Origin of the sequence: Labilibaculum sp. (genome assembly GCF_041595635.1) — a bacterium.
Lineage (GTDB): Bacteria > Bacteroidota > Bacteroidia > Bacteroidales > Marinifilaceae > Labilibaculum.
On the sequence record NZ_JBFHJW010000020.1, the window covers coordinates 1 to 13112 of the forward strand.

The 13112-nt window shown below is 35.3% G+C and carries 11 protein-coding genes and 1 pseudogene; 5 read left to right on the forward strand and 7 right to left on the reverse strand.

The window, feature by feature from the left end; genetic code table 11:
* Together ABYT26_RS07790 and ABYT26_RS07795 are read left to right on the forward strand one after the other, a co-directional pair.
* A pseudogene (locus ABYT26_RS07790) lies at positions 1 to 288 on the forward strand (DNA gyrase/topoisomerase IV subunit A); the annotation flags it as partial.
* 27 nt (positions 289 to 315) lie between these two features.
* A complete protein-coding gene (locus ABYT26_RS07795) occupies positions 316 to 828 on the forward strand; it encodes a shikimate kinase (protein ID WP_372752580.1) in 513 nt (170 codons plus the stop codon).
* On the opposite strand, the gene hxpB is transcribed toward ABYT26_RS07795, so the two are convergent.
* Positions 815 to 1468 (reverse strand): hexitol phosphatase HxpB, encoded by a 654-nt coding sequence (gene hxpB, locus ABYT26_RS07800; RefSeq protein ID WP_372752582.1) that lies wholly within the window; start codon positions 1466 to 1468, stop codon positions 815 to 817. The genes ABYT26_RS07795 and hxpB overlap by 14 nt on opposite strands.
* Before the next feature lie 161 nt (positions 1469 to 1629).
* On the opposite strand from hxpB, the gene ABYT26_RS07805 reads away from it, so the two are divergent.
* The 3 genes from ABYT26_RS07805 to ABYT26_RS07815 are packed head-to-tail and all read left to right on the forward strand — an operon-like array spanning position 1630 to position 4810.
* On the forward strand, positions 1630 to 2559 hold the full coding sequence (locus tag ABYT26_RS07805; RefSeq protein ID WP_372752584.1) for an ATP-binding cassette domain-containing protein: 930 nt from the start codon (positions 1630 to 1632) through the stop codon (positions 2557 to 2559).
* 6 nt (positions 2560 to 2565) lie between these two features.
* A complete protein-coding gene (locus ABYT26_RS07810; RefSeq protein WP_372752586.1) occupies positions 2566 to 3285 on the forward strand; it encodes an ABC transporter permease subunit in 720 nt (239 codons plus the stop codon).
* A gap of 10 nt (positions 3286 to 3295) precedes the next feature.
* On the forward strand, positions 3296 to 4810 hold the full coding sequence (locus ABYT26_RS07815; protein WP_372752588.1) for a GldG family protein: 1515 nt from the start codon (positions 3296 to 3298) through the stop codon (positions 4808 to 4810).
* A gap of 373 nt (positions 4811 to 5183) precedes the next feature.
* On the opposite strand, the gene ABYT26_RS07820 is transcribed toward ABYT26_RS07815, so the two are convergent.
* From ABYT26_RS07820 to priA, 6 genes are all read right to left on the reverse strand, one after another.
* A complete protein-coding gene (locus tag ABYT26_RS07820; protein WP_372752590.1) occupies positions 5184 to 6869 on the reverse strand; it encodes a transglycosylase SLT domain-containing protein in 1686 nt (561 codons plus the stop codon).
* A 10-nt stretch (positions 6870 to 6879) separates the two neighbouring features.
* Positions 6880 to 7530, reverse strand: coding sequence for a DUF5683 domain-containing protein (locus ABYT26_RS07825; RefSeq protein WP_372752592.1), 651 nt, complete (start codon positions 7528 to 7530; stop codon positions 6880 to 6882).
* Between the two features lie 29 nt (positions 7531 to 7559).
* Positions 7560 to 8438, reverse strand: coding sequence for a ParB/RepB/Spo0J family partition protein (locus ABYT26_RS07830; RefSeq protein ID WP_372752594.1), 879 nt, complete (start codon positions 8436 to 8438; stop codon positions 7560 to 7562).
* Between the two features lie 15 nt (positions 8439 to 8453).
* Complete coding sequence (locus ABYT26_RS07835; protein ID WP_372752596.1) at positions 8454 to 9257, reverse strand: ParA family protein; 804 nt, start codon at positions 9255 to 9257, stop codon at positions 8454 to 8456.
* 190 nt (positions 9258 to 9447) lie between these two features.
* Complete coding sequence (locus ABYT26_RS07840; protein ID WP_372752598.1) at positions 9448 to 10449, reverse strand: bifunctional heptose 7-phosphate kinase/heptose 1-phosphate adenyltransferase; 1002 nt, start codon at positions 10447 to 10449, stop codon at positions 9448 to 9450.
* Between the two features lie 138 nt (positions 10450 to 10587).
* Positions 10588 to 13062, reverse strand: coding sequence for a primosomal protein N' (priA, locus tag ABYT26_RS07845; RefSeq protein WP_372752600.1), 2475 nt, complete (start codon positions 13060 to 13062; stop codon positions 10588 to 10590).
* Positions 13063 to 13112: the final 50 nt, after the last annotated feature.

Sequence of the window (13112 nt, forward strand, 5' to 3'; positions counted from 1 at the left end):
AGTTTCTTGGGTGAAAATCCAAATAATAGGCTCGTTTGTTTAACAGATGAACAGCATGCTCGTTTCGAAATTTCCTATGGAGGCAAAAATGAGGATAGACCTAATGATATTGTTGATGGTGAAGAATTTATTGCGGTAAAATCGTACAAAGCTCGAGGAAAACGATTATCGACCTACGAAATTGCTACAATCAAGGAAATTGAACCGATAGTCATCGAGAAAGAACTTGAGAATAGTGAAAGTACTGACCAGAATATGAGCGATTCTGAGGAAAACAATCTGGATTAATTTCTCTTTTACTTTTAATTTGTTGTTATGAAGGTATTTTTGATTGGTTATATGGGCTGTGGAAAATCACGTTGGGGAAAAATTATTGCCAATCATTACGGTTTTCATTTTATCGATTTGGATGAACTCATTGAAGAAAGAGAGCAATTAAGTGTTCCAGAAATTTTTGAAAAATTCGGTGAAAGTGGCTTTCGCCAGCGAGAAAAGGAAGCATTGAAAGCCATCCCGAAAGTTGAAAATGTGATTGTTGCTACTGGCGGTGGAGCTCCTTGTTTTCATAACAATATGTCGTATATGAATGAAGAAGGAGCAAGCTTATTTATAGAATGCAGTCCTGAATTACTTCGGGAACGAATTACGAGCTCGAATACGGAACGTCCTTTGGTGAAAAATTTGTCGCCCGAAGAGTTATTGCAATACATTAGCAATCATTTAAACGAAAGGTTGCCTTTTTATGAGCAATCGAAGTATAAGTTGACTTCGGGAGACCTAGAAATAAGTGATTTTACAGCTGTTTTGGATCCAATTATAAATTCGTAAGCTGATCGATTTTAAAATCGTTTAAACTATCAAGAACGTCATTTGCAATTACGAATTTGTTTAGGTTTGATGCCTCTTTTTCGGGAACTGCAATGCATTTCATGTTTGCTGCAAGAGCCGAAATAACTCCGTTTAACGAATCTTCAAATACCAAACATTCTGCAGGAGGAACTCCTAGTAAATTAGCTGCTGTAATGAATACCTGCGGATGAGGTTTTCCGTATTGTTCGAATTCTGCAGAATGAATTACCTCAAAATAATCGTGAAGTTGAAGTTTATCTAGCACTGCTGTAATAATTTTCATTTTAGAGGATGAGGCAAGTCCAATTTTGAATGATGCAGTTTTTAGAATTTCAAGAGAGGAAATTACTCCGTCTAAACAGGAGCCCTTTTCATGCACTAGTTGAATTACGTTATCAACAATATCATCTGCTACCTTTTCTTTCGAACAATGATTCCAAGGTGTTGTATTGTACATGATTTCAACTACTTCATCAATTCTTTTTCCCATAAATTGTTCAAACATCTTTTTGTTTACATCAAGACCAAGCGATGAGAACACTTTTGTTTCACTTTCCTGCCAGAATGGTTCTGAGTTGATCAAAAGACCATCCATATCAAATATAACTGCTTTAATCATTATCGTTTTGTAAAATTAGCTTGCTAAAATACCTATTTTAGGATTGTGATTAAGATGCTTCAGAATTTCATTTGTTAATATTCGTTAAATCATTCGCGGATAAGCAAGATAGGAAGGCTTTTTTTTAAATTTGTTAGAACTCAAAACAGATTTTTTTTGATATGGATATTGTAGTAGAACATCTAACCAAAAGATATGGCCCTCAAAAGGCTGTGGATAATGTGTCATTCCGGGTAAAAGCTGGGGAAGTATTGGGTTTTTTAGGGCCTAATGGTGCTGGAAAAACAACTACAATGAAAGCCATTTCGTGTTTTATAAAACCCGAAGAAGGCGATATACTGATTGGAGGATATTCGATTCATGAGCATCCTGAAATTATCAAACGAAACATTGGCTATTTGGCCGAGAATAATCCCCTGTATCAGGGAATGAATATTATTGATTTTTTGGAATTTATAGCTAAAATTCATGGGATTCCTAAGTATCTTATTCCAGAACGAATTTTGGATATGATTCGTACTTGTGGTTTGGAAGGCGAAAAACACAAGTTGATTGGAGAACTTTCAAAAGGGTATCAGCAAAGAGTTGGATTGGCTCAGGCATTAATTCATGATCCTGAAATTTTAATTCTTGATGAACCTACAACAGGTTTAGATCCCAATCAGATTGTGGAAATTCGTGAATTAATAAAGCGCATAGGAAAGGAAAAAACAGTAATTTTAAGTTCGCATATTTTAGCAGAAGTGGAAGCAACTTGCGATCGGATTTTAATTATTAACAATGGAAGAATTGTTGTGGACGGTACTGCTGCCGATTTGCGAAAGCAAGCACAAGGAAGTGAAATTTTAAAATTAAGAGTGCAAGGAGGAAATATTGATGAAATTTTTGAGCGTTTGCATGAAATTGAAAGCATAGAGTCTATCGATTTTATAGATGTAGATAAGCAGATTTTTGAGATTCAATCATTACCCGAAACATCTTCGGTGAAAGCCATTTTTGATACCTGCGTGCGGAATAATTTCTACATCAGTGAACTAACACCAACGGAAACAAAACTCGAGGATATATTTAGACAACTAACTCTTCACTAGTTTTATATGAAGCAAATTATACACATTGCAGGCCGAGAATTAAGTACTTTTTTCAATTCATTAACGGCTTATGTTCTTATCGTTATTTTTTTGGGTTTTAGTGGGTTTTTTACCTGGATTTACGGAGCCGATGTTTTTTTCGTAGGACAAGCGAACCTGAATACTTTTTTTACGGTAGCTTACTGGAGTTTATTTATTTTTATTCCAGCTTTAACCATGCGTTCTATTGCCGGAGAATTAAAAGCTGGGACTCTGGAGCTACTGCTTACAAAACCTGTTAGTGATTGGCAATTAATTTTGGGAAAGTTTCTATCTACTTTTCTTTTAATTGTAATTGCTCTGGCTCCTACAATCATATACTACTTTACGTTATGGTCAATTGGCCCTGTCGATCATTCCGCAATACTACTGGGGTATGTAGGCCTTTTACTGATGAGTATGGTATATATTAGTATTGGATTGCTAGCCTCTTGTATTGCCGAAAATCCAATTATTGCCTCCTTGGTTGCCTTATCTGTGGGGATATTTTTTCATATTATTTTTGATGTATTGGCTTCTAATTTTGTTGGGTTTTTGGGTAGTTTTTTCAGTTACATGAGTCTTTCTACACATTTTGAGTCCATATCACGAGGGGTGGTGGATACCAAAGATTTAATTTATTTCTTATCCATTTCCTTCTTTTGTCTTTTTACTTCAAAAATGATATTGTCAAATCGTAATTTATAAATCCTGATTCATGACTAAAAGGAAAAATATAATATACAGTAGTTTAGTTGTTGCAGGTATCTTAATCATCCTGAATTTTATTGCATCCGTATTCTTTTTTCGTGCCGATTTTACTGAGGATAAACGCTATACACTCGATCGTGCAACCAAAAGAATATTAAGCGAGGTGGAAACACCTATTATCATGACATTATACGTGTCTGAAAATTTGCCTCCTGATGTTAATAGAACCGTTCAGGATTTAAAAAACCTACTCACCGAATACAATAACTATAGCCGAAAGAAAATTGATTTCGAATTTATCAATCCCAATGCAAATGAAGAGTTAGAGCAGGAAGCTATTGAGGCAGGAATTAATCCGGTACCTCTCGAAGTACGGGAGAAAGATCAAATAAAGGTGCAGCGAGTCTTTTTAGGAATGTCCATACAGGTTGGTGATCGGTCTGAAATCATTCCATTAATAAAGCCTGGCATTGTGATGGAATATACTTTATCGACTCTAATTAAACGACTTACGATAAAAAACAAACCGAGAGTTGGCTATATTGTTGGCCATGGAGAACCTGGCCTCGAAAGTTTAGATCAGGTAATGGCTGAATTATCGGTTTTGTACGACGTAAAACCCATTCACTTGCTTTCTGAACCTGATCTGTCGGTATACAAATCTTTGATGCTTATTGGCCCAATGGCAACCATTTCTTCCACTCAATTAGGACGTTTGGATCAATATTTGGCTAAAGGGGGTAATTTATTTGTGGCCATCGATCGGGTAAATGGTTTGTTAAATGATGGGATCGGAATTTCTGTAAATACTGGATTGGAAAAATGGCTTCTGGAAAAAGGTATTTATGTTGATGATTCTTTTATTGTGGATAAAAAATGTGGAACAGTAACTGTTCATCAGCAAGGGTATTTTTCTTTTCCACAACAAGTTAATTTTCCTTTCTTACCAGTTGTTTCAAAGTTCTCAAATCATAGCATTACCGATGGATTAGAAACTTTAGTTCTGCAATTTGCAAGTCCATTAAGTTTTGTTGGCGATAGTAGTATGACTTATCAGTCATTGGCCTTTACCTCTGATATATCAGGCAAGCTAAAGGCTCCCATAAGTTTTGATATTGGAAGAGTTTGGCGAGCACGTGATTTTCTCTATCCTGATTTAACAGTTGCGGCAGCGATTACTGGTTATATGGGTGGCGATAAAGAAGCTCGGCTTTGTGTTGTTGGCGATGGAAATTTTATTGTGAATGGTCGTGGTGCCAGCAAAATTCCTATTCAGAAGGATAATGTGAACTTTTTAGCTAATGCTATTGATTGGTTAAGCGACGATACAGGTCTCATGTCCTTACGAACCAAGGGAGTTTCATCGAGGCCATTGAAGCAAATAAGCGACGGAAGAGTTTTCTTTTTGAAATACCTTAACTTTTTGTTGCCTCTTATTTTGATTATAGTTTATGGCTTATTCCGATTCAGACACATACAAAATCAACGTGCCAAACGAATGAAACCTGGTTTTATTAAGTAGAATAGGGGTGAGTAATAAGGATTTATCCCGGCTTCTGGTAATTCCGGGAAAGAATATACCAGAAGCTAATTAGCATATCAATAAATTGGGATAAATAAAACAGGGGGAAACCTGTTCCTATTTATGGGTGTAATTTAAAAATATATTTTTTACTGATCAAAAAAAATTTATGATATTCAAGAGATCATTAGTTTCTAAAAATTCGGTATCAATAAATACCTTACTTGTAGCGGTGTTATCTTTCGTAATTTATAAACAATAAAAATAAAATGAATAAGCTTGTATTAATATTCTAGATTGTATAATTACATTATATCCATAAAAAAAACGCAGTGTAAACTGCGTTTTTTTTATCGATAGCTTGAAATAATTTCTAGCTTATTGGTTTGATTTTCAACTTTTGCCCTACTTTCAGGCTGCCATCGTCTTTTATATTGTTAATTCTCATAATGTCGGCATTCGATATTCCAGGAAATTTTTTGGCTATTGTCCAAAAGTTATCTCCTCTTTTAACTGTATAATATACATAGTTATTGCTAACAGTATTAGAATTAGTACTAGCAATAACAGGAGTGCTTGTTTTTCCTAAACTAGCTTGTTTTTGACTGTAGCTCATCGAATTAAAGTTCTCATAGTACGATTCTTTATCTTTAGGAACATAAATCACTAGTTTTTGGCCAAGTTTAATTAAGTTTCTTCGGATGTTATTCCAATACCTAAGATCAGAGGTTCTCACATGAAACCACGAAGCAATAAGACCAATTGCGTCACCCGATTTCACTTTGTAGTAAATTTTAGCTTTGCCTTTTGGTGTTACGTGAGCAAATTTTTGGTAACGATCTCTTGGGTTTACAACTTTATCTTTAATGCTAAAGTAGTAATCTTTTTTGTAGGCAAATATAGAATCTTCTTTGTCAATAAATTGCGCGACATATTCAATTGGTATTTTTAGGGCATAAGACTTGTTGGCAGGAATAATATCAGATCTGTACTGAGGATTTAGCTCTCGAAGTTGTTCCTTCGGAATATTAATAACTTTAGAGATTTGGTCGAAATGCACTTGCTCACTAATAAGTAAGGTATCGCATGCTGCCGGTAAATTGGTTGGTTTGGGAAATAGTTGATGCTCTTCGTGATAATTAAAAGTGTATGCAGCTGCAATAAAAGCTGGTACATATCCTCTGGTTTCTTTGGGTAAATAGTAGTAAATATCCCAGTAGTTTTTCTTTCCTCCGCTGCGTCTGATTGCTTTGTTTACATTTCCAGGTCCACAGTTATAGGCAGCAATTACCAAATGCCAATTGCCGTAAACTTTATACATGTCTTTAAGGTATTTTACAGCAGCATAACTTGCCTTAACAGGATCTCTGCGTTCATCTACGAAAGTATTAATGTCTAGATTATACATTCGTCCAGTTGCATACATAAATTGCCACAAGCCGCTTGCTCCAGCTCTCGATAAAGCCATAGGATTTAATGCAGATTCTATGATGGGTAAATATTTTAATTCGTGAGGCAAGCCTTCTCTGTCTAAAATTTCTTCAATAATGGGGAAGTAGTATTCCGATAACCCCATCATCATTTCTACTTGATTTCGTCTTCTTTTGGAATATAGTTCAATATAATTCCGGACAATTTTATTGTAGGATAAATCAATAAGAGAAGGGATGCCTTCCAATCGTTTTATATAAACCGAATCTGGAATGTATTCTGTTTGGAGCAGTGTTGAGTCGGAGTGATAGGTTCTGGTCTTAGTTGTATTCTTAACGTACCAGGTATATACCAAACTATCTAAATTCGTCGAAAAAGTGGTGTTGATGGTATCTTCAAGATCCCATCTTATATCAACAGGATTTACTTTTAAAAAAGCCAGGGAATCTTTTGAAATTAGGCTTTCGGTGCTTATCTCTTGCAAACTAGAGTCAATCGTCGAAAGGGTAATTGTTTCTTTGGGCAAATCGGCAGTTGAGCTGACATCGGAGCTAGTAGGTTGAATGGTGCTACAAGCTAAACTTGTTCCTAAAAAGAGAAGGGGTAAAATATATTTTTTTTTATTCATCGATATGGTCTTAAAAGGTAATTTGGCATCTTAGGCCTAGAGAATTGCCTGAAAAGGCAGAATAATTAATTGCTGGTTCTACTTTAATTGTTAAATCATTATTCACGTTAAAATTGGTAAAATGAGCATCAATTGCAGCATCAACAATGTTTAGTACGTAAATACCAGCCAAAATGATATAGCTAAGGTCTCGATCTTGTTTGTAGGAATCCTTTTTGTTTAGTAGGGTGGTTTTAAACCAGCTATCATAACTCGAACTTGTTTCAGAAAAATCAGTATCCAAAAGATCCTCGTAACTCTTTTCGGTAGGTTCCTCTATATCCTCATCGTCATCCTGATATTTATAATCGTAAAAGGCTGAAAAATCAGCATACGCATTTTTGTACAGTTTGAAATTTTTAGTATTCCAGCTAATGGCATAAATGGTTACTCCAATTCCTGCATATAAAATTGGGATTTTCCAGTATTTTTTGTTGTATGCTTGTCCTAAACCAGGAAACATAACCGAATACATAGTAGCCTTGTGTGGAGAACGCACAATAACATCGGATACAACAGATACTGTATCTGCTTCTAGACTTTGTGAGTTGGCATTTTTAGTCACTCCCAATAGGATAAAAGAGATCAGCCCAAGGAAAATAATCAGGCGTGAATAATTCAATGTCTTAAAATTTTAAATGTTCAACTATCTTATGATTTCATCTGATCCATTACAGCTAGAATTCGTTCTAAATCATCATCCGATTTAAAGGGGATAATAATTTTTCCCTTGCCATTTTTTGTGCGTTTTAAGTCAACCTTAGCACTAAAATGTGTTGCTAAATGATCTTTTAGAGACTCATACTCTTTAGGAAGCGAAAATGCTTTCACAGGAGTTGTTTTTTCTTCAGAGTTTTTGTTGAAATTACGAACTAACTCTTCAACTTTTCGAACTGAAAAATCATTTTCAACAGTTACTTGAAAAATATCAAGTTGAGTTTTTGGATCATCAATATTGACCAATGCTCGTGCATGGCCCATAAGTAGTTTTTTCTCGCGAATTCCTTTTTGGATTTCAGCAGGTAGTCTTAGAAGTCGTAAATAATTAGATATAGTAGAGCGTTTTTTTCCAACACGATCAGATAAACATTCCTGTGTTAGTTTGCATTCATCAATTAAGCGTTGGTAGCTGATTGCAACTTCTATTGAATCAAGATCTTCACGTTGGATGTTCTCAACCAAAGCGAGTTCAAGCATTTTGTCGTCCTCAGCCATGCGAACGTAAGCAGGAATTTTAGTTATGCCAGCAATTTTAGCTGCTCTTAAACGTCTTTCACCGGCAATAAGCTGATAGGAATTATTATGAATTTTTCGAACCGTAATGGGTTGAACAATTCCTAATTCTTTAATAGATTGGGCTAATTCATTTAAAGCATCCGTATCAAATTTGCTTCTTGGCTGATAGGGATTTGTTTCAATTTTGCTGATGTCGATTTCGTTGCTTAAATCTCTTTCAGGTTTTGCCTGAACATCATCTATATCATTAATGAGTGCTCCTAATCCTCTTCCTAATGCGCTTTTTTTCACCATCTTACAGTTTAAATATTATTCGCTTATGTGTTTTGTGCTCTTGCTTGATTTTGTCAGCTTATTATTTTTCAATAATTCACGTGCCAAATTTAAGTAATTAATTGCTCCTGCCGAATCTGCATCGTAAAGAATTGCAGGTTTTCCGTAACTTGGAGCCTCACCTAGCTTAGTGTTTCGTTGAATGATTGTCTCAAAAACCATATCCTGAAAGTGTTTTTTAACTTCACTTACAACTTGATTTGATAATCGTAAACGACTATCATACATGGTTAAAAGGAATCCTTCAATTTCTAGTGCTGTATTTAAACGATTTTGAATAATTTTAATCGTATTCAATAGTTTTCCCAAACCTTCCAATGCAAAATATTCACATTGAACAGGAATAATGATTGAATTTGCTGCTGTTAATGCATTTACGGTAATCAATCCCAATGAAGGAGAACAATCTATTAAGATAAAATCATAATCAGGACTTAATTTTTCGAGTACTTTCAGCAGTATATGTTCTCGATTTGCAAGGTTCAGCATCTCGATTTCTGCACCTACCAAGTCGATGTGCGAAGGTAGAATATCAAAGCCTTCAATCTCACTATGTAGAATTGCTTCTTTGGGGTTTATGCCATCAACAATACATTCATAAATACTTTTTTCGATGGTACGAACATCGAAGCCGATGCCTGAGGTAGAATTTGCTTGAGGATCAGCATCAACGATTAAAACCTTATACTCTAAAACAGCGAGGCTCGAAGCCAGATTTATTGCTGTTGTGGTTTTTCCAACCCCTCCTTTTTGGTTTGCCAGAGCAATTATTTTAGCCATAAACAATTTTAATTATAAGGTTTTATATTCTTAAAAAGATCTGGTTTCAAAGATACTATTTTAAAGCAAATTTAAAATTTTGAAAGCATCTAAAATAGTAACAATAAGGATCGAATTATCAACATGCTTATTGCTTGAAAACGAAAAGAATAAGCATTTTTCATAATCGGGATCATTGTAGTTTTTACTCTTACAATTTATCTATCATTTTTATACTTTCCGCTAATAGCTGAGCTTTGTCTATGGGAACCACCACTGGTATTTCACATACAATTCCTCCTGCTAGGTTTGATATGCTGGCCAACTGTCTGGCATTCATGCCAGCGGCTAAACATAAGGCTGCAACACTTATTACCGTATCTCCAGCACCCGAAACATCGGCTATCTGTCGAACTTCGGCAGGAATGTGTTCATAAGTTTTTTCATTGCTGATAAAAACACCTAATTCCGATAAGGTTATGAATAATTTTTTGATGCCCATTTCGTTTTGAAACTTCTTAGCTTCAGCAAATAATCCTTGTATATCTCCTTTTTCAAGTAGTAGGTTAGAACCTTCTACAAATTCTTTAAAATTAGGTTTGAAAAGGCTTACGTTTTTATAATCGTTATAATGTCGTTTCTTAGGATCAACTAAAATAGGAATCTCTTTTTTGTTGGCACAAGAAGTTATTTCGTCAATTAAATTTTTTGTGATCACTCCTTTGTCGTAATCTTCAAATATAATGGCGTGAATCTCGTGTTCATCGAGCAGATTCTTTATGTGTTGAGTAAAATCGAGTTCTATTTTATTCGCTAATTCATGGGTATCTTCTTCATCAACTCGAATCAAATGTTGATTGTTGCTGATGAATCGTGTTTTTACTGTTGTTATTCGATTGTCACTAACTAGAATTCCTGATTGCTCCTGTTCTATATCTTGTAATAGGCTGAGAAACTCTTTGCCTTTGTCGTCATCGCCAATTACCGAGCAAAGAATAGGATTCGCACCTAATGATTTGATGTTTAAAGCCACGTTTGCGGCTCCTCCTAGTCGACTTTCCCTCTTAACACAGGAAACGATAGGCACGGGTGCTTCAGGCGATATTCTATTTACTTTTCCCCAAATGTAGGCGTCTACCATAACATCGCCTATAATTAATACATTGTATTTGGAGAAGGATTCGAAAATTTCTTCTAATTCAATACTATTCACTATTTCTTAATTTTTGAATTATGCTAGCAAAGATAAACAAATTCGTGTGTTCGAGCAGAATAACAACATTCCTTATGCATTTTTAACGTTTCGGGTCGAGATAATTGCTTGTCTCTTAGGCTTACAATACAAGCGATATTACATTGGGTCAACATCAAAATTAATTAGTATGGATTTAAATTGATCCATGCTCTTTAAGTGATTGGCATGTTGATTTAATATCCATTTGGCCTTTGAAGGTGAACTCTTCTTTTCAATTTTCAGTAGTATGTTTACAATGTGAAAATTTTGAATGCGGCTGATTACAGGAGATTGAGGGCCAAAAATACGAATGCCAAATACTTTTCGCAATGATTTAGCCAGAACAGATGCTGCCTGATTCACCACTGTTTGATTTTTGTGTTTCAAACAGATGTTGATTAAGCGAAAGTAAGGTGGATAAATATATTCTTTTCTTTCGGCCAATTGTTCCGAATACATCGAGTAGTAATCGTTCTCAATTACATTTTTAATAATAGGATGATCAGGGGTATAAGTTTGAATGAGTACTTTGCCTCTTTTCTTATTACGGCCAGCTCGTCCCGATACTTGCGCCATCATCTGAAAACTACGTTCGTAAGCTCTGTAATCGGGATAGTTTAGCATGGAATCGGCATTTAGTACACCAACTAAACTTACATTATCGAAATCGAGTCCTTTCGAAACCATTTGAGTTCCTACCAAAATGTCGAGTTCTCGGTTTTCAAATTTGTAAATTAATTTTTCGTACGCCATTTTTTTGCGAGTAGTGTCCAAATCCATTCTTCCAATTTTCGCATCTGGGAAAAAAGACATTAATTCTTCTTCAATTTTCTCAGTCCCAAAGCCTCTGTCTTCTATTTCGGTAGAGCCACACTGCTCGCAAACAGTTGGCGGATGAATACTATGTGCACAGTAATGACAAACTAATTGATTATTATATCGATGGTAGGTTAGGCTAACCGAACAATTTGGACAATGAGGGACCCATCCACAACTCTTGCATTCCAAATAGGGGGAATAGCCTCTTCGATTCTGAAAAAGAATAATTTGTTCTTTGTTTTCTAGACAAATCTCTATCATTTGAATTAATTCCGGAGAAAATATCGATTTCATCCGTTTTTTTCGACGAGCTTCTTTTACATCAGCAATAATAATTTCAGGCATTTCAATGTCTTGATGACGATGAAATAATTCTACTAAGCCATATTTACCACTTTTTGCATTGTAGTAGGTTTCGATGGCTGGTGTGGCTGTTCCCAATAATGTTTTTGCCCCATGCAGGTTGGCTAGGTAAAGCGAAGCGTCTCGGGCATGGTATCGGGGAGCTGGATCGAATTGTTTGTAGGTATTTTCGTGTTCTTCATCAACAATTATTAATCCTAAATTGTTAAAAGGAAGAAATACCGATGAGCGAACTCCTAAAATGATTTGATAAGCATTTTTAGAATTGTTTTGATGAATGTTGTTGTAGATTTCCACTCGTTCGGCATCGTTAAATTTAGAATGATAGATTCCTACTTTGTTTCCAAAAACAGATTTTAGTCGATTGATTATTTGAGTGGTTAACGCAATTTCGGGCAACAGGTAGAGGACTTGCTTGCCTTCTTGCAATTGTTCATGTATCAAATGAATGTATATCTCAGTTTTTCCACTTGAGGTAACGCCATGGAGTAAAACGCAATTTTTTTCCTCGAAACTGGTTTTTATTTCAGATATAGCTTCTTGTTGGTATTTATTTAACTCTTTTAGTCCACTAGTCTCGGTTTGCGATAAATCGATTCGATCGATTTTTTCAGAATAGATTTCCAGAATATTTTTCTCTGCCAAAGATTTTAAGATTCCTTTGGCACTACCGACCGATTGTAAGAGTTCATCGACAGAAACTTTATTGGCATTCTCTTCAAAATAGTGTTTGGATAGGTTGAGGTAGGAGAGAAGCATCTCCTGTTGTTTTTTAGCTCGTTTTAGTTGGTTGATGAACAAACTCATCTCCGATTCACTAAAATCAGAGGATAAACGAACCCATTCTTTTGTTTTTTCTTTATAGCTGCTTACGATTTGTTCCTGTATGGATATTGCTCCTTTTTCGAGCAATGATTTTACTTGAGGAAGTGTGTTTTTTAATCCGGTAGCCTGGTTCAGGGTCGATATATTCACATCTTTTGAGTGTTGGAGTACATTCAAAATTTGCTCCTCGGTTTTTGTTAGCGAAATTTTCGTTTGAAAGTTTTCGTTGGCAGAAATCTTGCTTTGACTCTCGAGTTTTAATCCCGAAGGCAGAGCAGCTTTAAATACATCACCTAAAGTACATTGATAGTATTGCGAAATCCAATCCCAAAAACAAAGTTGTAAGGAAGTAATCAGAGGACTTTCATCTAGGCAAGAAATTATTTCTTTGGTGGCATAATCTTCGGGAGGATTGTTGTGAATATTTTTTACAATGCCTGTGTAGAATTTTGTTCTCCCAAAAGGAACAACTACCCTTTTTCCAATGGCCACATCAGCTTTTAATTCCTCTGGAATGGAGTAAGTAAATAGCTGGGCCAATGGAAGTGGCAGTATAAGATCTGCAAATTTGGTAGTTTTGTTCATTATTTATTCATTTTCCTCAAAGTTATTAGTTCTGATCAGAATCTCAACTT